At 47.8% G+C, this 22,344-nt stretch carries 18 protein-coding genes and 2 tRNA genes; all 20 read right to left on the bottom strand.

Annotated features, from left to right (window positions below; genetic code table 11):
* Positions 1-89 precede the first annotated feature (89 nt).
* The 20 genes from BW952_RS12795 to rpsF all read right to left on the bottom strand — a co-directional run bounded on the left by BW952_RS12795 (position 90) and on the right by rpsF (position 22,231).
* Positions 90-248, bottom strand: coding sequence for a CxxH/CxxC protein (locus BW952_RS12795; protein ID WP_076496317.1), 159 nt, complete (start codon positions 246-248; stop codon positions 90-92).
* Positions 248-1,447, bottom strand: a complete 1,200-nt coding sequence (locus tag BW952_RS12790) for a S1C family serine protease (RefSeq protein WP_045851227.1) — start codon at positions 1,445-1,447, stop codon at positions 248-250. Before BW952_RS12790 ends, BW952_RS12795 begins: the two co-directional genes overlap by 1 nt.
* Before the next feature lie 151 nt (positions 1,448-1,598).
* Positions 1,599-2,393 carry an MBL fold metallo-hydrolase gene (locus BW952_RS12785; RefSeq protein WP_045851228.1) on the bottom strand — a complete coding sequence of 265 codons (795 nt, stop codon included), beginning with the start codon at positions 2,391-2,393 and terminating at the stop codon, positions 1,599-1,601.
* 25 nt (positions 2,394-2,418) lie between these two features.
* Entirely contained in the window at positions 2,419-3,222 is an 804-nt protein-coding gene (locus tag BW952_RS12780) for a two-component system regulatory protein YycI (RefSeq protein ID WP_045851229.1), read from the bottom strand.
* Positions 3,209-4,528 (bottom strand): YycH family regulatory protein, encoded by a 1,320-nt coding sequence (locus BW952_RS12775; protein ID WP_045851230.1) that lies wholly within the window; start codon positions 4,526-4,528, stop codon positions 3,209-3,211. The genes BW952_RS12780 and BW952_RS12775 overlap by 14 nt, the downstream gene beginning before the upstream one ends.
* Positions 4,525-6,351, bottom strand: coding sequence for a cell wall metabolism sensor histidine kinase WalK (walK, locus tag BW952_RS12770; RefSeq protein WP_045851231.1), 1,827 nt, complete (start codon positions 6,349-6,351; stop codon positions 4,525-4,527). Before walK ends, BW952_RS12775 begins: the two co-directional genes overlap by 4 nt.
* A gap of 5 nt (positions 6,352-6,356) precedes the next feature.
* Positions 6,357-7,067 carry a response regulator YycF gene (yycF, locus tag BW952_RS12765; protein WP_045851239.1) on the bottom strand — a complete coding sequence of 237 codons (711 nt, stop codon included), beginning with the start codon at positions 7,065-7,067 and terminating at the stop codon, positions 6,357-6,359.
* 184 nt (positions 7,068-7,251) lie between these two features.
* Positions 7,252-7,324 (bottom strand) — tRNA-Phe (locus BW952_RS12760).
* Positions 7,325-7,443: 119 nt separating this feature from the next.
* Positions 7,444-7,520, bottom strand: a tRNA-Asp gene (locus BW952_RS12755).
* Between the two features lie 731 nt (positions 7,521-8,251).
* The gene (locus BW952_RS12750) at positions 8,252-9,538 is read right to left on the bottom strand and encodes an adenylosuccinate synthase (protein ID WP_045851715.1); all 1,287 of its coding nucleotides are present in this window, start codon (positions 9,536-9,538) and stop codon (positions 8,252-8,254) included.
* 170 nt (positions 9,539-9,708) lie between these two features.
* Positions 9,709-11,073, bottom strand: a complete 1,365-nt coding sequence (gene dnaB / locus BW952_RS12745) for a replicative DNA helicase (protein WP_045851716.1) — start codon at positions 11,071-11,073, stop codon at positions 9,709-9,711.
* A 55-nt stretch (positions 11,074-11,128) separates the two neighbouring features.
* The gene (rplI, locus tag BW952_RS12740) at positions 11,129-11,578 is read right to left on the bottom strand and encodes a 50S ribosomal protein L9 (RefSeq protein ID WP_045851717.1); all 450 of its coding nucleotides are present in this window, start codon (positions 11,576-11,578) and stop codon (positions 11,129-11,131) included.
* A complete protein-coding gene (locus tag BW952_RS12735; protein ID WP_076496315.1) occupies positions 11,575-13,548 on the bottom strand; it encodes a DHH family phosphoesterase in 1,974 nt (657 codons plus the stop codon). Before BW952_RS12735 ends, rplI begins: the two co-directional genes overlap by 4 nt.
* A gap of 65 nt (positions 13,549-13,613) precedes the next feature.
* Positions 13,614-14,543 (bottom strand): YybS family protein, encoded by a 930-nt coding sequence (locus BW952_RS12730; protein WP_045852240.1) that lies wholly within the window; start codon positions 14,541-14,543, stop codon positions 13,614-13,616.
* A gap of 122 nt (positions 14,544-14,665) precedes the next feature.
* Positions 14,666-16,642, bottom strand: a complete 1,977-nt coding sequence (locus tag BW952_RS12725) for a methyl-accepting chemotaxis protein (RefSeq protein WP_045852237.1) — start codon at positions 16,640-16,642, stop codon at positions 14,666-14,668.
* A gap of 125 nt (positions 16,643-16,767) precedes the next feature.
* Positions 16,768-18,771: a methyl-accepting chemotaxis protein gene (locus tag BW952_RS12720; protein WP_076496314.1), complete on the bottom strand. Its 2,004-nt coding sequence runs from the start codon at positions 18,769-18,771 to the stop codon at positions 16,768-16,770.
* A 157-nt stretch (positions 18,772-18,928) separates the two neighbouring features.
* Complete coding sequence (locus BW952_RS12715) at positions 18,929-20,935, bottom strand: methyl-accepting chemotaxis protein (RefSeq protein WP_076496312.1); 2,007 nt, start codon at positions 20,933-20,935, stop codon at positions 18,929-18,931.
* 145 nt (positions 20,936-21,080) lie between these two features.
* The gene (gene rpsR, locus BW952_RS12710; protein WP_045852641.1) at positions 21,081-21,317 is read right to left on the bottom strand and encodes a 30S ribosomal protein S18; all 237 of its coding nucleotides are present in this window, start codon (positions 21,315-21,317) and stop codon (positions 21,081-21,083) included.
* Positions 21,318-21,341: 24 nt separating this feature from the next.
* Positions 21,342-21,881: a single-stranded DNA-binding protein gene (gene ssb, locus BW952_RS12705; RefSeq protein WP_045852640.1), complete on the bottom strand. Its 540-nt coding sequence runs from the start codon at positions 21,879-21,881 to the stop codon at positions 21,342-21,344.
* A 56-nt stretch (positions 21,882-21,937) separates the two neighbouring features.
* A complete protein-coding gene (gene rpsF, locus BW952_RS12700) occupies positions 21,938-22,231 on the bottom strand; it encodes a 30S ribosomal protein S6 (RefSeq protein ID WP_045852639.1) in 294 nt (97 codons plus the stop codon).
* Positions 22,232-22,344 lie beyond the last annotated feature (113 nt).

Raw genomic sequence — 22,344 nt, 5'->3', positions numbered from 1 at the left:
AAAATTCCCGTTATCAACAGGTTGATAACGGGAATTTTCTGACTTTATCCACATACCCACAGAATTCATCCACATTTTGTGGGCGAATATTAGTTTCCTACCACATATGCGGCTTGATTTTGACAAAATTCGCATGAGAGAGTCTCTGTTGTTTTTTCCATCACCGGTGCTGTTTCGTATTCATCTACGGCAATATCAAGCGCAAGCTCCACGTGCTCGAGACAGCAGGCCATTTGTTTTTTCTCCATTATAAATCACTCTCCGCCACCAGCGTCATATCCGTTTCCTGCTGTTTGCCGTCGCGGTAATACGTCACTTTTACGGTGTCGCCTTCTTGTTTATTGTTATACATATATTTCCGCAGTGCAATAACGTCCTGCACAGGCTCTCCGTCAAGCGCAGTGATAACATCATACTCCTGCAGCCCTGCTTTTGCGGCCGGGGAATTTGTCAGCACCTGCTCAACGATCACGCCTTCTTTAATATCTTCGGGCAGCTTCAGCGTTTCCTGCTGATGGTAAGAAGGCAGCTCATTGACGTTTTGAAGCGTCACACCCATCGCCGGACGCTTGACTTCACCAAACGCTTCGAGGTCTTCAATAATCGGCTGCGCAGTATTGATCGGAATCGACAGCCCGATGCCCTCCACCGCGCTTTCGGCAATTTTCATCGAGTTGATGCCGATCACCTGTCCCGCGATGTTCACAAGGGCGCCGCCGCTGTTTCCGGGATTAATCGCGGCGTCTGTCTGCAGCACTTCCGCCTGCCAGTCATTCACCATATCTCCGTTTAAATCAACCGGAATGGCACGTTCAAGCCCGGACACGACACCCTGCGTAACAGAACCGGAAAACTCAAGCCCAAGCGGGTTCCCGATCGCAATAACAGGCTCGCCGATTTTAAGCGCTTCGGAATCACCAAACTCCGCTACTTTGTTTACATTGGCTCCGCTGATCGTCAGGACGGCTAAATCGGTCCACACGTCGCCGCCCAACAGCTCAGCCGGCTCCTTTGTTCCGTCTGCGAGCGTCACTTCAAGCTGCTGCGCGCCTTCAATCACGTGGTAGTTCGTGACGATAAACGCCGTGTCACCTTCTTTTTTATAAATCACACCGCTGCCTGTACCGGCTTCCTGCGTTGTGGATTCAGAACCGAAGAAATTCATCGTCGCCTGGATGTTTGTAATGCCGACGACCGCATCCTGTGCTTTTTCCACAGCCTGTGTCACATCGGTGGTCACATCAAGGGATACTTGCTCCGATGTGCCAGCCGATTCATTTTCGGAAACAGAGACGTCTCCATTGTTTTGATAATCCACGACCGACGGAACCGTTGCCACGACAAGACCCGCTCCGACAACAACACCGGCAAGGCCTGATAAGAAATAACCGCCCTTCCCGCCGCCGCGTTTGTTTCGCGCTGTACGCCCTTCATCATAGTAGCCCAATCCTCTCATCCTTTCTGCCAACTTATTGTTTCACCGTTTTCAGGTTCTATCCTAAAAAAAGTATACGCTTTTGGCGAAAAAAGAAGCAACCGATACGCCGCCGAGAGTCGGTTTCTGCATAAAAAAACTGCCTCAAAAGAGACAGCCTGTGTTAAATCACTGCAAGCGGCGTCGGCACCTTTGGATCGGTGTCGTATAAATGAAACTGGTGGCCGACTCCGGCGTCCTTTAATTGAAGCGTCTGGGTTACGCTCATTTTCGCCAGTTCCTTCATATTATTATCTGAGCTTAAATGCGCCAGATAAATCCGTTTTGTATTCGGTCCGATCACGTCATTCATCGCGAGCGCCGCATCTTCATTGGACACGTGGCCCACATCGCTTAAAATCCGCTGCTTAATGCTCCACGGATAGCGTCCCATCCGCAGCATGCCCACGTCGTGATTGCTTTCAAATACGTAGGCATCTGCGTTGGAAATAAAGCCTTTCATCCGGTCACTCACATAGCCGGTATCCGTGATCAGCACGAGCTTTTTGTTTCCGTTGTGAAAAATGTAAAACATCGGCTCTGCTGCATCGTGCGACACGCCGAACGACTGGATATCCACAGCCCCGAACGACTTCACCGTTTCGGTTTCAAAGACAAATTTCTGGCTGTCGTCAATCACACCGGTCAGGCGGTCCATCGCACGCCACGTTTTTTCATTGGCATAAACCGGCAGCTTGTATTTTCTCGCCAGCACACCGAGCCCTTTAATATGGTCGCTATGCTCATGTGTTACAAAAATGCCCGACAAGTCGGCGAGGCTTCGGCCAATCGACGAAAACAGCTCGTCCATCTTTTTCCCGGAAAGGCCGGCGTCCACAAGAAACGACTGGCCGTCTGATTCCACAAAAACCGCATTTCCTGTACTGCCGCTTGCCAGTACGCTAAATTGCATTGTCATGCTGTTTCACTCCAGTTTCATTCCGTTATGACTCACTTGACTCTGTTTGATAAATCGATCCGTCAAATGCATTCACAAACACTTCTTCTGTCGTATCGCCTTTTTCCAGCTCAACGTACCATGTAGGTGTCAGCACTTGCAGCACTTGAGATTCATTCAGCTGAGCAAGGGTGTAGTACCCGAGCTCCACATCGCTGATCTCGCTTTCCGGCTGAATGTACCCGTTTTTATAAAGCGCGTCAATCGCGGCTACCGCTGGCAAAATGGCCTCTTCGTTTTCGTTTTCTTCCACACTGTCCAGCATCGTCTGTGTGTAGCCCACAATATTTTCGTTTTCATCCAATGTAAGAACCAGCTTTCCATACGCATTTTCAAAAAGCTTTTTGTTATCGATTTTTTGAAAATAGGTGACAGTCTGGGCTTCACGATTCCGTTCCCAGTAGGAATACTCACCGCCCTGATATACATTGTTTTTCACGAATGAGTTTAATTTATCCCGCGTTGCCCCGTCTGTGCTGTATGGCTTTTCGAGCACACTTTCGATTTCCGTCCGATCCTCGTTTTGAATCGTCAGCGTCTGCTTCGTCAAAAACAATAAATCGTTTTCGGTGAATTTCTTCGGCTTTGCTGTGATAAGCGCACGCTCTCCAGTATCAGTCGGGAGCTTTTCATACGTGACACCGTCGTTCTGCAGTTTTTCTTCAATCGTTGTTTGTTTAATGATGGTGAATTGGGACGTACTGTACTTATTAAAAAACATGACCGCCAGAAAAATATCTAGAACGAGGAACACGGCGATAAAAATGGTTTTTGTTTTACTCCAGTCCATCTGCCTGTCCTCCTTCGTCCGATTCCAGCTTCACCCAATTTCCGTTGTACTCATAAAACCAAAAGGGCTTTAACGAGAAAATCTTCGATGACTCCTGCTCGACGGTCATCTCATAGCCAATCCGCATATCGGTCAGAAAAACCGGATCAATGTCTTCCTGGTTCAGTACGGCATCCAGTGCGTTCTTTCCTCCAGGCAGCGCAACCGTCGCCTGCGAATCAGGCAGCAGCTCTAATATGTACGAGGAACGGTTGTATTCATAGATGCGTTCTTTCCCCCAGATTTGCGACAGCACATCCATTCCAGAAGAATTAAACACAGGATAGTCCCCCATAAACAAGCGGTAGCTGATTTCAGCTGATCCCGGCTCTGCCTGGAACAGACGGTAATCATTGACCCATCCTTTATGGTTATTCACATAGGTAATGCTTTTATCAATCAGCTGATCGAGCGGCATGGACTGCGTGATTTCAGCCAGGTTGACGTACTCCACAATACCGGTATTGCTGTTAATACGCATCAAGCTTGACCCATCTGTGTATTCAGCACTGCCGGAATTGGAGCCTTTTCTGACATAGCTCGGATCACTAAATAACGCCTGCCGGAAGGTGTCCGCATCAATCTGATCCGTTAACGAATTTCGAACGGTCAGCACCGGCGGATTTTCGCGCACGTATAAAAGTGCTCCGTTCGGCACCTGATACGCGATATACGGCTCCAGCTCTTCTGATGCTTCCATGTAGCGGCTTTTAAACGCGGCCAGCGACCGTGCCTCAATCTCGCTTTTAAAAACAAGCCGCTCCTCCACCGAAACAAAATAAACGAATGCTTTATTGGCTTCTTCTGCTTCGGTGATCACGATGCGGTTAAACACGGCATTCGGCACGAGATCCTCCCGAAACCGCAGCATCGTTTTTATCGTATTAAACGGAACAGAAGAAGAGAAAAAAAGCTCTACATGTGAATCGCCAGACAGCAGCTTGTCAAAACCTGCTTCACTCAATGAGTTGGATACGTTCTCCGGCTCAAAAAAAGTCCAGCTCCCCATTTCGTCCATCACCCAGCTAAGCTCATTTTCGGAGACTGTCCCGTAATGGCTGTCGCCTTGATGCGAGATGATTTTGGACGGCTTCAGCAGGTCCGAGATCTCCAGCTGCCTGCCTCCTTGCACTTCAGCAACGGTGTCTTCCGCACTGTCGGTGATCGTTTCATAGCTGGGCTGGTAGTTCCAGATACCCCATGTAAACGTCAGACTGATAATGACAAGAAGCGCCAGCGCCCCGGATTTGATTTTTTCATAGTTCATTCCCAATCATCCTCTTCGGAAAGATCCGCCGGCAGTGTAAAGAAAATCGTCGTTCCCTTTCCTTCCACACTCGTTGCCCAGATGTGGCCGCCGTGCGCGGTGATGAGTTCTTTTGCAATGGCCAATCCAAGACCGGTTCCGCCCATTTTTCTTGAACGCGCGCGGTCCACCCGGTAAAACCGTTCAAAAATACGGTCCAGGCTTTTCTTCGGAATCCCCATGCCCTGGTCGCTTATGCTTACTTGAATGGTGTTCCCGTGCTCCTCGACTTTAAAGGAAACGAGCCCGCCGTCCGGTGAGTACTTTAATGCATTCGAGATAATGTTATCAATGACCTGCGTCAGCTTATCCTGATCAATTGTCACGTAGATCGGGTAACGCGGGAGCTTGCGCCGGAACGTAATATCCCTGGATTTGGTCATTTCAAAGCGGTCAATAATCTTGTTGAAAAATTCAATAAAATCCGTATCCTTTTTCGTTAAGTTATATTCCTGGCTGTCGAACTTGGACAGCTGCAGCAGGTCATTCACGAGCCGGATCATCCGCTCGGTTTCTGTTTGGGTTACATCGAGAAAATTCGGTGCGATGTCCGGGTCCTGCCAGGCCCCGTCCGCGAGCGCTTCTAAATAACTGCGCATCGTCGTCAGCGGCGTGCGCAACTCGTGCGACACATTCGTGACAAACTCTCTGCGCTCCATTTCGATTTTTTCCTGCTCTGTAATGTCATGCAAGACCGTAATCAAGCCGTTTACAAAGCCGGTTTCTTTTTGAATAACAGAAAAATTGGCACGCAGCACGTACGGTCTGTCATGCGTGCTGTAATCCAGAATCACTGAATCCTGCTCATTTAACAGATCATCAAACGAATAGTCTTCTTCTAAATTAAGCAGTGAAACAATCGGCTGTGAAATAACTGTTTCACGTGAAACACTCAGCATTTTCGACGCCGGCTCATTAATCAGGATGACGCGGCCGCGCCGGTCCGTAGCAATAACGCCGTCTGTCATATAAGAAAGGACGGAGGAAAGCTTGCGGCGTTCGCCTTCTGTTGTCGCCTGCGCTTCTTGAAGCCGCTTCGTCAGGTTGTTGAACGTCACAGCCAGCTCGCCAATTTCATCCTGGCCGTACACTTTTACTTTCCGTGAAAAGTTTCCTTTTCCGAGCGCAACCGCCTGCCGTCTCATATCTGTAATCGGACGGGTGATCGTTCTGGCCAGTGTGACGCCGAGAATAGCGGTAATGGCCAGTGCCAGGACAGCTGCGGAAAACAGAATTTCATTAATATCATCCAGCTGGGTAAAAACCGTTTCAATATTCCCGACGAGATAAATCGCACCAATCACTTCACTGTTGGACAGGATCGGGGAGGTCAGCACCCAGACACGCTGACCGGTGCTTTCGTCCACTAGCATTTCATCCTCTGTCTGGCCGGCTGACAGCGCCCGCTTAACGGAAAGATCCGGCAAACGCTGGCCGACGAGACCGCGGTTATTGGAGTCCGACGTGCCAATAATTTTGTTTTCCATGTTAATGACACGCACTTCATTTACATCACTGGCCGAAGCAAAGTCCTCTAACACCCGCCGTATATCCTGCTCCAGCGTATTCGACTGCAGATCGCGCTCCTTCAGCATTTCTTCCCCTAAATTATACTCAAGCAGCTCTACTCGCTGCTCCAGGGACGTTTGAAAATTGGAGGTGAACTTTTCTTCAAGAGAATTAACGAAGTAGACACTGATAATCTGCATGGCAAATAAAATAAGCAGCACATAAATCAGCACAAACTTCATTTGAATCGAACGAAAAAAACCGACTCGTTTCATTCAGATTACTCCTGTTCAGGGTTGCGCAAGTAGTAGCCAACACCTCTTCGTGTCACGATCCATGATGGATGGCTCGGGTTGTCCTCGATTTTTTCCCGAAGGCGTCTAACGGTAACATCCACGGTCCGGACATCTCCATAGTAATCATATCCCCATACTGTTTGCAGCAAATGCTCACGGGTCATGACCTGGCCGATATGCTTCGCTAAATAATGAAGTAGCTCAAATTCACGGTGTGTCAGCTCAATTGTTTCGCCGCGCTTGGATACAATATACGCATCTGGGTGAATCGTCAGCGCGCCGACCGTAATTTCATTGGTATCGGCTGCCTCTTCTTCTGGCGAAGGTACCGCCTGATGGCGGCGCAGGTTTGCTTTCACTCGCGCAATCAGCTCACGCGTTGAAAACGGCTTGGTCACATAATCATCGGCACCGAGCTCCAGCCCGAGCACTTTATCAATTTCAGAATCCTTGGCCGTCAGCATAATGATCGGCATTTCGTACTTTTTCCGCACTTCGCGGCATACTTCCATTCCGTCACGGCCCGGAAGCATAATATCAAGAAGAACAAGGTCCGGCTGCATTTCTTCGACCATTTCAACCGCCTGGTCGCCGTCATACGCACACTGAACGTCGTAACCTTCTTTTTTTAAGTTAAACTGCAAAATATCTGCAATCGGTCTTTCGTCATCGACAACCAATATTTTCTTTTGCATCATAAGTACCTCACTTTTAGTTTCCTGAGTAAAAGATGGCTTCAAATATAATAGTTTATCATATTTTCGCTTCTTTCGCTTTCCTTAACTCTATCACGACATGTGAATCGTGGCATCGGGCAAAATAACGACAGAAATAACAAAAAGCACCACGGGAGCGAAATCACCGCGATGCTTCTTATGATGGCTCAGGACGGAATCGAACCGCCGACACAAGGATTTTCAGTCCTTTGCTCTACCGACTGAGCTACTGAGCCAGATAAATTTTTCAGAAAATACAGCGGCCGCTGCTGTTCATGAAGGACATTTCATTAGTGAACACGGCCGCCATCAAGACATAACATAACATAGACATAACGATAGGTTAAAGTAAAAATGGCGGTCCGGACGGGACTCGAACCCGCGACCTCCTGCGTGACAGGCAGGCATTCTAACCAACTGAACTACCGGACCATTTTTTCGCTGCACAACTAGCAGCAACGTTGTTAATAGTATCACATAGGGGTAAGGGTGACAATACATTTTCTCGATATTTGTCACAAAAAAACGAACAAAACGATGAAATCTTGACAATTTTGCGTCTATTCCCAAACATTCCAAGAAAAAACGACCGGTTTTTTACATTTTTCTCCCTTATTCGTGAACATTCGCTTTTTAAATCATAATAAAAAATGAAAATGACTTTCTTCCATAGCAACTGTTCTTGCACCCAGACGATGAAAAGAACTTCCTCTGAGAGAAGCAGCTCTTTCACAATGTTGGAAACCAAAAGTGTCAAGGGAATGCAGGTGTTCTTGAAAAAGCGTGTGCCATCAAGAATGAAGCCTATTTTTCCTACATGGTGAAAAACAGAGGGTCCCTGTCGCTTTGTTTCCAATCAAAACGTATGACCATTTTTGGTTTTATGATCTGCTTTTCCTCCCCACCAGGGCGGCTGGCGCAGGACGAAGACTCGGGAGGGATCAAGCGGGTCAGGTGAGATCCACTTTTGGAGCGCAGCGACAAAAGTTAGCTCACCGCCCGCCCCTCCGAACGCGAAGTCCTGCAGAAGCCGCCCGAACCGTGTTCGCGCAAGCACATTCGCTTTGAAAGAGAGAAATGGTCACCTGGTTTCCGTTTACATATTCTTTTTTGATCAGCGTGAAAAGAGCTGCCTCTGAGAGAAGCAGCTCCTTTTTAACTAATTAGCTCCAAACGCTGCGGACAACGTTTGTTTGATTGCGGTCTGGCCCTACGGAGAACACAGACAATGGAATACCTGTCAGCTGTGATACGCGCTCAATGTAATGACGTGCATTTTCAGGCAGCTCACTTAAGTCTTTGACTCCTGTCACGTCTTCTGTCCAGCCTGGAAGCTCTTCATACACAGGCTCACATTCAGCAAGCGTGCGCAGGTTGGCTGGATATTCTGTGATCAGTTCACCTTTGTAACGGTAAGCTGTACAGATTTTCAGCGTTTCGATACCTGTCAGGACGTCAATAGAGTTCAATGAAAGATCTGTCAGCCCGCTTACACGGCGTGCGTGACGGACAACAACACTGTCAAACCAGCCGACACGGCGCGGACGGCCTGTTGTTGTTCCATATTCACGGCCGACTTCACGGATCCGATCACCAATTTCGTTGTTTAGCTCGGTCGGGAATGGGCCATCACCGACACGCGTTGTGTACGCTTTCGACACACCAACCACATGAGAGATTTTAGACGGTCCAACGCCGGAGCCGATCGTGACGCCGCCCGCTACTGGGTTGGACGATGTAACAAACGGATAGGTTCCTTGATCGATATCAAGCATAACGCCTTGAGCGCCTTCAAACAGCACACGGCGGCCTTCATCCAGCGCGTCGTTCAAGACAACAGATGTGTCGCAAACAAGGTCTTTAATTTGCTGGCCGTACTCGTAATATTCGTCCAGGATATCTTCTACTTTAAAGCCTTCTGTTTCATAAAAACGCTCAAGCAGACGGTTTTTCTCTGCAATGTTATGCGTTAGCTTTTCTTCAAACGTTTCACGGTCCAAAAGATCCGCCATGCGGATTCCCATGCGGGCTGCTTTGTCCATGTAAGCAGGACCGATTCCTTTTTTCGTTGTGCCGATTTTGTTGGCGCCTTTGCGTTCTTCTTCCACTTCGTCAATCTTCAAGTGGTACGGCAAAATCACGTGTGCACGGTTGGAAATCCGAAGATTGTCTGTTGAGACACCGTGTCCATGCAAGTACTCAAGCTCTTTAACAAGTGCTTTCGGATCAACAACCATGCCGTTTCCGATTACACAAATTTTATCCGAATAAAAAATACCGGATGGAATTAAGTGAAGCTTGTATGTAACACCATTGAATTTAATTGTATGCCCTGCATTGTTCCCGCCCTGGTAACGAGCGACAACTTCCGCGTTTTCAGAAAGAAAATCGGTTACTTTCCCTTTTCCTTCATCGCCCCACTGCGTTCCTACTACGACTACTGATGACATTTTTTGCACCTCCGAAGGTTCATGAAAAACGTTTTGTCAAACACGTTTATTTTACCAGTAAAAAACACTGTACGTCAAACAGAAAAGGCGAACATTTATAGATTTATTGCACCGATTTATTCGCATTTACATAAATGATCAGAAAAGACCGCCCAGAAAAGGCGGTCACATTATGCTCCCGGCGGTGCGCCCATGTCGTCCATGCGCCGCTCGACGTTCACAAATTTATTGTATTCTTTCACAAACGCCAGCTCTACGGTGCCGGTCGGACCATTCCGCTGTTTGGCGATAATGATTTCAATCATGTTTTTGTTTTCGGATTCCTTGTCATAATAATCATCACGGTACAAAAACGCGACGATATCGGCATCCTGCTCGATTGACCCGGATTCCCGAATATCGGACATCATCGGCCGTTTGTCCTGCCGCTGCTCAACGCCACGGGAAAGCTGCGACAAAGCAATCACCGGCACTTCAAGCTCACGAGCCAATGATTTTAAGGAACGGGAAATTTCCGATACCTCCTGCTGGCGGTTTTCGCCGGAGCGGCCATTCCCCTGAATCAGCTGCAAATAATCAATTAAAATCATGCCGAGACCCTGCTCCTGCTTTAAACGGCGGCATTTCGACCGGATCTCGCCAATACGCACACCAGGTGTGTCGTCAATGTAAATGCCGGAATTAGACAAGCTGCCCATCGCCATCGTCAGCTTTCGCCAATCCTCATCTGTTAAAGATCCTGTCCGAAGACGCTGCGCATCAATATTGCCTTCCGCACACAGCATCCGCATAACCAGCTGCTCGGCCCCCATCTCCAGACTGAAGATGGCCACCTGCTCCTCTGTATTGGTTGCGACGTTTTGCGCGATGTTCAGGGCAAAGGCGGTTTTACCAACAGACGGGCGGGCGGCGACAATGATTAAGTCGTTGCGCTGAAATCCTGCTGTCATCCGGTCTAGTTCCGCAAACCCAGTCGGAATGCCGGTGACATCTCCTTTACGGTTGTGAAGAAGCTCAATATTGTCATACGTGCGCACAAGCACATCTTTAATATTATGAAACGCACCGGCGTTTTTCCGCTGCGCTACTTCCATGATGCTTTTTTCCGCTTCGCTGAGGAGTCCTTCTACTTCATCCTCCCGTTCGTAGCCGTCTGTTGCAATGGTCGTAGCGGTTCGGATCAAGCGGCGCAACAGTGATTTTTCTTCTACGATGCGGGCGTAATACTCAATATTGGCTGCGGTTGGGACAGCTGCAGCCAATTCGCTTAAATAGGAAATCCCGCCGACGTCTTCAATCATTTTTTGAGCGGCGAGGTCTTCCGTCACCGTCACGACATCAACCGCTTTTCCGTGATCGCCAAGCTTCAGCATCGTTAAATAAATCTGCTGGTGGGCATTCCGGTAAAAATCTTCCGGAATCAATATTTCAGAAGCGACTGTTAACGCGGACGGTTCAAGAAAAATCGCTCCCAGCACAGCCTGCTCTGCTTCAATATTTTGCGGCGGCACACGATCCGTTAATACATCGCTCATCTTTACCCTCCTCGCGAAAAAAATGTGATCAGAAAAATCCGATCACATTGTTTGCTTATTTTTCTTCTGTTACATGTACTTTCAATGTAGCGGCTACTTCGTTATGAAGCTTGACTGGAACATTCGTATAGCCAAGACCGCGAATGCCGTCCGGCAAATCCATTTTACGTTTATCTAATTTAATATTATGTGTCTTTTTCAACTCATCTGCAACCTGTTTAGCTGTAACGGAACCGAAAAGCCGTCCGCCTTCACCCGTTTTTGCCTGCAATTCAATCGTCAGCGCTTCAACGGTTTCTTTTAATTTCTTTGCTTCTTCCACTTCTTCTGCGGCAAGCGCTTCTTGTTTTTTCTTTTGCGCATCTAAGGCATTTTGATTGCCTGACGTTGCTTCCACTGCATATCCGTTTTTGATGAGGAAGTTATGGGCGTAACCATCCGCCACATTTTTCACATCGCCTTTTTTGCCTTTGCCTTTTACATCTTTTAAAAAAATGACTTTCATTCCTCTGTTCCTCCTTCAATCATATCATCAATGACCCGGCATAACTCTATTTCAGCGTCTTCAACAGTTGCTTCCCGCAATTGAGTCGCCGCGTTCGTTAAATGACCGCCGCCATTCATTTGTTCCATAATAAGCTGTACGTTTACGTCGCCAAGAGAGCGGGCACTGATGCCAACCGCGTCCTCTGAGCGGCGGGCAATCACGAACGACGCCTGTACGCCATTCATCGTTAAAATCGTATCCGCTGCCTGCGCGATGAGAACCGAATCATAAATATAATCATCGTCCCCTTTAGCAATCGCGAGACCGTCCTTGTAAAAATAAACGGTTTCGATCAGCTGGCCGCGCTGAATGTACGTGCCAATATCTTCTTTTAAAAACTTTTGAACTAACACCGTGTCTGCCCCGTGCGTCCGCAAGTAAGCAGCCGCATCGAACGTCCGCGAGCCTGTCCGCAAAGAAAAGCTTTTTGTGTCCACGATGATGCCAGCCAGCAAAGCCGTTGATTCCAGCATGGATATTTTTTTCTTTTTCGGCTGATATTCCAACAGTTCTGTGACAAGCTCCGCAGTTGAAGAAGCATACGGCTCCATGTAAACGAGCAGCGGCTGTTTAATAAATTCTTCTCCCCGGCGGTGATGGTCGATCACAACGACACGCTCCGCTTTTGACAGCAGCCTGTCTTCAATGACCAGCGACGGTTTATGTGTATCAACGACCACAAGAAGCGTACGGCTGGTCACAATTTCCAGCGCTTCCTCCGGGGTGATAATTCTTGAATACAATTCCGGGTTTTGCTCTTTGACTTCTGCGAACAGACGCTTGACGGCTGTATCAATTTGCGAAAAGTCGATCACAATATATCCTTCACGCCCGTTTAATTCAGCGACGTAGCGAATGCCCATCGCAGCGCCAACCGCATCCATATCCGGGTACTTGTGTCCCATCACAATGACCTTATCGCTATCCGCAACAATATCACGAAGCGCGTGAGAAATCACGCGTGCGCGCACGCGTGTACGCTTTTCTGTCGGATTTGTTTTGCCGCCGTAAAACTTCACTTTTCCATCGCCCTGCTTGATTGCGACCTGATCGCCCCCGCGTCCCAGCGCGAGATCAAGACTTGACTGGGCAAGATCGCCAAGCTCCGGCAATGGCACATCCCCCTGACCGATGCCCATGCTTAATGTAAGAGGAGCATGGTGCTTGGCGGTCTGCTCCCGAACTTCATCCAGAATGGAGAATTTATTTTCCTCCAGCTTTCGCAAAACCCGCTCGTTCATTACCGCAAAAAACCGTTCAGACGACACACGCTTTAAAAACATGCCTTGTTCCTTTGCCCAGCCGTTAAGCGTTGACGTAACGAGGCTGTTTAAGCTGCTTCGCGTCTGGTCATCCATGCCCTGCGTTAAATCATCATAATTATCAAGGAAAATGATGCTCAGCGCTGTTTTTTCTTCTTTAAACAAACGAGCTGTTTGTTCTTTATCGGTTACATCAAAAAAATAAAGCAGTTTTTCATCCGGCTTGGATATGACGTGAAAGGATCGGCCGTTCAACTCAACGGTCGCACTTTTGTCACTTTTCATCGCCGGAATCAGCGGCTCAGCCACCTCGTAAAGAGACTCTCCCACTAACGTTTCTTCCTCAAAATAAGACGTTAAATAGGCATTGGCCCACTCCACAACGTATTCTTTATTATAAAGCAAAATCCCGACTGGCAGTTCCTGAAGTGTTTCCTCTCCTACTTTTTGAAGCCGGTAGGATAACGTTGTCACATACTTTTGTACATCTTCATGCAATTTTTTTTCTGCCAAGTATAAAAAGAGGAGGAGAAAAACCGTCAGCCCGGCAAGCATAAAGCCAGCCAGCCGGTTATACGTAAATAACCAGACTGAAGCAGCAGCCAGCACAAGTGCGACGACGATAAGCGGTATTTGAATCATTCGCCTATTATAATACGAAAGCATCCATTTCAGCTCCTCATGTTAAAGCTCCATTTTGAACTAGACAATAGAGCTGATTTTCAAGCACCTTATGGCTTTTTTTGCATCCGCTGCCTTAAATCAAATCCTAAGTCAATTATACCTAATAATCGAATAAGATAAAGAAGCGGAAAAATAGGAATCGATAAAACCGTTATGATCACCGGTATTGCTTTCGGCCACTTTTTGCTGTGAGCCAAAAAGAAAATAAACGTGATGCCCTGTATGTATAAGCAGGCCTGCAAAATGAACATAACGTTTACATACATATCATACCAGGCGGTGCCGGCTTCCGGCTGAACGATCAGCGCACCGACCATAAAAATAAGGTAATACCATAAAATCGCACGGGGAAGCCGGACATTTCGCACAGGTGTAAACGGCTTGACCTTCACACCGAGACGCTTGATCACTGGATAATTCACAGCCGTGATGAGGAGCATCGCCACAAACGCGGTCAGCACGAAAATCGCCGGCAGCAGCGCGCCAATATACTGGATCACCGCATTAACTTCACTTTCGGTATAGGGCGCTTCCTGTCCGAGCATCTCACTCGTGTCGGCCATTGACTGCTTAAATGCTTCTGCGAACACATCTAAAAAGGAAATGTCGAGCAGTGTGACACCAATAATATAATCCAGCACAATGTTTACAAGGAATACGAGACTTCCCGCCATGTAAACAATCCAGCTGTCTGACTGTTTTCGAATAAATGCACCCATGACAAGACCTGTTGTTCCATACATTAAAGCCAACGGAACCGCTACCAGCCCGCCGGCAATAAAGGAAATTAGAAGAGCAGCAGCAAGCAGTCCAATCGAAGGACCGGCTGGATATTTGGAACTATACACTAAAAAAGGAAGCAGCAAAAACAAGGCACCGGCTATGGAAACAATCGGTACATACACAGAAATCATGAGCAGCACCGTGAAAATCGCCAGCATCATTGCCCCTTCCGTTATCACGTTTGTCTTTCTCACTCCAACACTCCGTTCATTTGCCGCATATGACGGCATTCTCTTTCCTATTCTACATTCCTTTAGTCCCTCATTCAACTTTAAAACAAAAAAAGCCCGAACACAAGATCGGACTTTTTTTCTGCTTATATATGAAATTGACGGATCGCCTGAATCAGTTCTTCATTTAATGACGCCAGCTGTTCTGATGCTGCAGCAACTCCTTCAATAGAAGAAAGCTGTGTTCTTGTCCGGTCCTGCACTTCTTCACAGGAAGCAGCCGACAATCTCGCTTCCTCTGCGATCGAATCCGCTGTTTGAACAACAGCATCTTTTTCTTTATTGGCCGTGTGAATGCTGCCTACCATCTGGGCGATTGCCTGATCCATTTTGATCATGACCTCTTCTTGGTTGGCAAAAACGTTTTCAGTTTCCCGCACCGCTTCTGTCTGAGCGCTAATATGCGTTCCCGCCTCACTGACCGTTTCAATCGCATGATTTGAACCGACTTGAATCGCCGCTATTTTTTTATGGATTTCTCCTGCTGCTTTATTAGACTGCTCGGCAAGCTTTCTTACTTCCTGTGCAACGACAGCAAAGCCTTTGCCATGGTCGCCGGCACGCGCCGCTTCGATGGAGGCGTTCAGCGCCAGCAAATTCGTCTGAGCCGAAATATCTTCAATGACGTGGACAATGCTTTCAATGCGCCCAATGTCCTCAGCAAGATCTCGGATCGCTTTCATCGCGGCCTGCATCCGGCCAGCCGATGCGCTCATCGATTCAGCTACCGCCGACACATGGGTAGTTCCTTTATCTGCTGCTGTCGAAGCCTCGCGGGCAAGCGTTGCCATAGAATCCGCTTCGTCTGACATCGAGCTGATCAAAAAGCCCAGCTCTTTCGATCGTTCGGCCGCTACTCTTGAGCTGTCTGCCGAACGCTCCGTTCCTTCTGTCAGCTCATCAAGGGAGGCAACAGCCATCGTTCCTGATTCATTGATTTCCAAAACGGCTGTATTTAAATGATGAATGGATTCACGGACATTTTTAGCCGCATCTTCGGTTACTTCCACAATGCTGCGCATTTTCACAATCATGTCATTAAAATTACGCCCAAGCACCGCCACTTCATCTTTTCCCGAGACGTGCACGTGTGTCTGCAGGTTGCCGTCTGCTACCTGCTTGACGGATGCTTTCAGCTTTTGAATCGGTTTTGTAATCGTGGAGGTTAAAACAAAAACAACGGCCATCACAATGAACAGCACCGATAAAGCAGTAATGGCGAGAATTTTTTTCAAGTCATCAGATACGCCGAACAGGTTTTGCTTTTCATAAACAGCACCGATTTTCCAGCCGGTCTGCGCAGCTGTATCGTAGACAGTCAGTACCGTATCCGTTTCAATTAGTCCGCTTTTTTCTCCTGAAAGAACAGCGCTCAGCACGGCGTCCTTCGAAATATCCTTTCCTTTTTGCGTCGGATGAATAATCGCTTTTCCTTCGTTGGAAAGGACAATCGGATACCCGTCATAGCCGATATTCAATGCATTCATCCGATTGGTCATGCTCGTTAAGTTAATATCGGCGCCGAGGACGCCCAGCACGTCCGATCCGCTCTTGATCGCTTTTGACACGGTAATCACATAATCGCCGGTTTCACTTTCATACGGTTCACTCCATACAGGCTCTTCACTTTCTGCTGCTTCCTGGTAAGAAGGGGCCTCGACAGGATTAAAGCCTTCTGGCAAAGCTGTAGCCGGAGCCATTTTAAACGTGCCTCCTGCTGAAACGTAATATACGCTCAATGCGTCCTTGTATATATCCGTGTACCGGTTAAAAACAGCTTGCAGCTGACGATCCGCACCGCCGTCAGGTACATCCACTGCAGCGGCATTTGCGTAGTTTATTACTTGAGCGGACTCGGATAAAAGCTGAATGCTTTCTTCATATTTTTGCAGAAAAGCGACGGCTGAGTTATTTAATTCCTTTACGAACCCTTCTGTCTGCCCTGCTGTATCTTTCTCAATACGCTGTTCGGTTTTAAATCCAGAAAAAAGAATGATAAACACAAATGCACAAATCAGCACAATGGCGATTGGCAGCATAAACTTCATTCGAATTGATTTCATCGCTCTACACCTTTCTCCCTATCTCCGCCTTCCATTATAGTTTCATAGACCCATACTATTATTAATAGAATGTAAAGATTTTATTAAAAAAGAGCTGCTCGTTTTTGAGCAGCTCTTCTGTGGCTTTATTTCAATTTAAACTGGTCGACGACTTCTTTCAGCTCAACACTCAGCTCCATCAGCTGCTCGGAGGAGTCGGTGACGGTCTTGATGGCTTTCAGCTGTTCTTCTGCTGATGCACTGACCTCCTCGCTTGCAGCTGCGGACTGCTGGCTTGCGGCTGCGATGCCGGTCATCGTGTGAATAACGTCTTCTTTCGCGGCACCGGCTTCTTTTATCTCGCGGTTTATCGTCAGAATAGAGGCTTCCATCGTGTCTACAACGGAAGACAGCTGATGAAAAACGCGGCTCGTTTCTTCAACCGATGTCATCTGGTCGTCGAAGTTTTGCCGTGTTTTGCTCATCTGATCTACAGCGATTGTCGAATCGGATTGAATCGCTGTAATCGTTTTTCTGACTTCATCGGCCGCCTGGCGCGACTGCTCAGCAAGCTTTCGCACTTCCTCTGCGACGACCGCAAAGCCGCGGCCATGTTCACCTGCACGTGCTGCTTCGATGGATGCATTCAGTGCAAGAAGGTTCGTTTGAGCGGAAATGTCCGTAATCGCTCCAATGACGACTTCGATGGATGTCATCTTGGACGCCAGCTCTTCAATGACGGTTTGCATGCCGGCAATGTAGGCCTTTGTTTCATCGCTTGACTCGCTCAGCTCATTAATTTGGGCAGTCCCTTCATCGTTCGCCTGCTTTGCTTTGAGCGCAGCCATTTCCATCTCAGCTGCTTGTTCTGTAATCACGTCCATTTGGCTGCCGAGGCTGTGTGACCGTTCCATCGCACCTGCCGTTTCTTCTGCCGAACGCGAAACCCCCAGTGTAATCTCCGTGATCGCCTGCGTCATTTGTTCACTCGACGCATTCGTTTCTTCAGATACGGCACTTAAATTCTCTGCTGAAGCCTTTACCTCCTGGACAGAATGATTCACCTTTTGTAAAACGCTGCGCATATTGTCCGTCATTTTGTTAAAAGCAGCGGCTACCTGGCCCACTTCGTCGTTTGTCGTCACTGGAACCTGCACGGTTAAATCCCCTTCAGACACCCGTGAAGCAGAGCGCTCCAGTTGGCCAAGCGGCTTAATAATCTTCGAGACGACACCAAGCATTGCCGCGCTGATCAGCAGAAGCAGAACAATGCCGGTAATCAGCAGAGACTGGCTGACAGACTGCGACAGCCCGAGCAGGTTCGCTTTGTTGTACACAGCGCCCGCTGTCCAGTTCAAGCCCGGCACGTTGTTGAACACAAGAATGCGATTTTCTCCGTCGAGCTCATAGTACTTTGTTCCAGATGGCGAAGAGCCGTCGATGATCTCCTTGATCACCGGCACCTCCGTTAAATCCTCTCCCTGCAAGGTCGGATGCACAATGCCGATTCCTGCAGTCGAAAACACAATCGGATAACCTTCATAGCCGGGATCGGTCGCTGTAACCCGTTCCGTCAACACCGTTAAATCAATATCGGCGCCAATCACGCCCAAAAACCGGTCGTTTTCATCGTAAACGGCTCTTGAGACGGTCACAACGGAAGCACCTGTAGCCGTATCCTCATAAGGCTCGCTCCAAATAGCGGTTTTTTTATCCTTCGCCTGCGCATACCATTCCCGCTCACGAGGATCGAAGTCTGCAGGCAGGTCAATGACCGGCACGATTAGCGTAGCCCCATCCTCCACACCGAAGTAAATGTTCGTTACTTCCTTGTACGTATTTAAATAATCGGTCAGCAATTGCTCCACGGGCGCACGGTTCGCTTCGTCCCCGCTCAGTTCAGCGGTTCCATACGTCTGTACAGCCTCGTTAAATACAAGCAGATCAATGCTTTTTTCATATTGATCTAAAAAGGATTTCACTGTACCGGCCATGCTTTCAACCGTTCCCTCGCTTTGTGCAATGACACTTTTTTCGACGCTGTTTTCCGTTTGCCAGCTGATAAACCCGATCATAAACGCAAACGCTAAAATGAGCGCTGCAACAATCGGAAGAAGCAGCTTTGTTTTGATTGATTTCGTTCTATTCAATTTCCCACCATCTTTTCTATAAAAAATACGCTTGTGTCTATTTTACTAATTCTACGCAGCAAATCGAACCAGTTTTCTGCTTTTTTTACTTACAAAATACAACTGCTGTCCAAACAAAAAAGCACAGTGCTGATCCTGTGCTTTTTTGCCTGACCTTTTAAGCGTTCAATTTAAACTCGTTGACGACTTTTTTCAATTCAATGCTCAGCTCCATCAACTGCTCAGACGCCTCTGTTACAGTTTTCACTGCATTAAGCTGCTCTTCCGCCGAGGCGCTGACTTCTTCGCCCGCAGCGGCCGACTGCTCACTGGCCGCTGCGATGCCGGTCATTGTATGAATCAGGGCGTCTTTTGTAGACCCTACTTCTTTTATTTCAACATTGATGGCTTCAATGGAATTCTCCATCGTGCCAACAAGTGCCGACAGCTGGTGAAATACCTGGCTCGTTTCTTGAACGGCAGCAGATTGTTCATCAAAGTTCTGGCGCGTTTTCCCCATTTGCTCAACTGCCAGTTTTGAACTGGACTGCACACGGGCAATGGTTTTCTGCACTTCCTCTGCCGCTGCGCTTGACTGCTCGGCAAGCTTCCGAACTTCTTCTGCCACAACCGCAAACCCGCGCCCGTGCTCTCCCGCTCTCGCTGCTTCAATGGATGCATTCAGCGCCAATAAATTCGTCTGGGCGGATATATTCGTGATCGCTTGAATAACGGTTTCAATCGACGCCATATTTACTTCCAGTTCGCCGAGCACCTGCTGCATGCTTGCAATATAGCTTTTCGTTTCTTCACTGGATTGGCTCAGTTCCTGAATTTGAACCGTGCCTGTTTTATTCGCTTCACGCGCTTCCTTTGCAGCGGCGGCGATTTCATCAGACTGGCTGCTGATCGTATCAATCTGACGGCCAATGCCATTTGACCGTTCAAGTGCTTCCGCTGATTCTTCTGCCGATCTCGATACACCCGCTGCAATCTCATCTATCGCCAGCGTCATTTGTTCGCTTGACGCGTTTGTTTCCTCTGACACAGCACTTAAGTTCTCTGCTGATCCTCTTACTTCTTCCACAGAATGATTGATTTTCTTTAATATTTCATTCATTCTCTCCGTCATCCGATTAAACGATACAGCGAGCTGACCGGCTTCGTCCTTTGTTTCAACCGGAACGAGAACCGTTAAATCGCCTTCAGCCACCTTCGAGGCAGACTGCTCAATCTGTTTAATCGGCCGTATTAAGCGCGTCACCATATAAATAATGACTGCGCTGGCCAGTACGATAATGACGACAGCAGTCCAGATCAGCACTTCGGTTACCGCTTTGGAAAGCCCGAGCAAATTGGATTTAATATAAACGGAACCAACCTTCCAGTCCACACCAGGAACAGTGTTGAACACCATTACCCGATCTTCTCCGTCCAGCTCGTAATGGCTCGTCCCGCTTGCTTCATTTTGCTCAACGATCGCCGCCACTGCTGGTATCTGCGTCATGTGCTCGCCTTGAAGCTCAGGGTGTACAATGCCAAGTCCCGACTTGGAAAAAGCAATATTATACCCATCGTAGCCCGGGTCTGTACTTTGTACTCTTTCGGCCATGGTAGCCAGATTAATATCCGCTCCAATCACACCCAGCAGCTGATTTTGGCCGTTGTAAACGGCTTTTGAAACGGTCACGACGTAATCTCCCGTGGATGCATCGACGTAAGGCTCACTCCATACAGCCGTTTCAGCATTTTCGGGTTTTTCGGAATCCTGGTACCAGCCTCTTTCACGCGGATCGTATCCATCCGGCATCTCAGGATTCGGGAAGTTGTTCATAGTGCCGTCTGGCGTCCCCATGTAGACACTGAGTGTATCGCCGTACGATTCTAAATACTCCGCCATGACGCCGGATAGCTGTGTATTGGCTGTGCCTGGTGTCTCTAATTTTTGTTGTCCATATGCAAGAATGTCTGTATTCTCAGACAGCATATTGATACTGTTTTCGTATTGGTCTAAAAATAGCCGTACGGTTCCAGTCAGCCCTTCTACGGTCCCTTCACTTTGCACAATCACACTTTTCTCAACGAGATCCGTCGTTTTCCAGGCAATTGTGCCGATCATAATGGCAAAAGCCACAAGCAGCAAAAGCAGAAGAGGGATAAGCAGTTTCGTTCGAATGGATTTCATTGTCTTCACCTCTTACTCAATTAAATTCTCTCATGATTAATGTATCGGCGAATAAGAGAAGATCTACGCTGTTTTTTTCATTTTTTTTATTTAATCAAAAAAAAAAACACAATGCTGAATCGTCAGCATTGTGCTTCTGTCGTTCTTATCTTTCTTCTCCAACGAATGGAAGAAGTGCTACCTGCCGCGAGCGTTTGATTGCAATTGTCAAACGGCGTTGGTATTTAGCGCTTGTACCCGTTACACGACGTGGAAGAATCTTTCCACGTTCTGAAACGAACTTTTTAAGCAAATCAACATCTTTGTAGTCGATATGTGTAATACCGTTAGATGTGAAATAACAAACCTTTTTACGCTTACGTCCACCTCTGCGTCCTGCCATGTGTTTCCCCTCCTCTTATGTGAATTAGAACGGAAGATCGTCGTCTGAAATGTCGATCGGCTGACCGTTATCTGCAAACGGATCTTCATTCATTTTCGAATAACCGGCATTTTGATTGCCGCGCTGTTGATTCTGCTGTTGCTGGCCAAATGGGAAGTCCTGATTGCTTTGCTGACTGCCGTAGCCGCCGTTCTGCTGCTGCTGAGGTGCCTGGTTGTTATACTGGCCTCCCCCGCCATTGCTTGAACGCGGCTCAAGGAATTGAACGCTGTCTGCCTGAACTTCCGTCACGTATACGCGCTTTCCGTCCTGGCCTTCATAATTGCGTGTTTGAATGCGGCCTTCAACGCCTGCGAGACTGCCTTTTTTCAAGAAGTTCGCGACGTTTTCCGCCGGCTTTCTCCAGACAACACAGTTGATGAAGTCCGCTTCCCTGTCGCCCTGCTGGTTTGTGTACGTGCGGTTAACCGCTAGCGTAAACGTTGCAACAGCGGCGCCTGCTGGTGTATAGCGCAGCTCAGGATCTTTCGTTAAACGGCCGACTAAAACCACTCGGTTTATCATCAGAATCAACTCCTTTTCTTTTAACTGGAAAAAGATGTGTATTTATGGTGTTGCGATTACTTTTCTTCTTCTTTAACAACGATATGACGGATAATGTCATCGCTGATTTTCGCAAGACGGTCAAATTCATTAACTGCTGCTGCATCTTCAGCTTTAGCATGAATTAGTTGGTAGAAGCCCTCGCGGAAATCATTGATTTCGTATGCAAGACGACGTTTACCCCATTCTTTTGACTCGATGATTTCAGCACCGTTCGTTGTAAGGATGTTATCAAAACGCTCAACTAGCGCTTTTTTCGCATCATCTTCAATGTTCGGGCGGATAATGTACATGAATTCGTACTTTCTCATCTTCGTTCACCTCCTCGTGGACTATGCGGCTGCCAAATTCCTGTTTTCAGGCTCGACAGCAAGGAGCAAATTTTCATTACTCACAAGTTGAAATTATAACACGTTTTTCTCAA

Source organism: Domibacillus enclensis (assembly GCF_900156125.1).
Taxonomy (GTDB): domain Bacteria; phylum Bacillota; class Bacilli; order Bacillales; family Domibacillaceae; genus Domibacillus; species Domibacillus enclensis.
The sequence above is the reverse complement of the archived record's forward strand: the minus strand, read 5'-3'. Positions and strand labels throughout refer to the sequence as shown.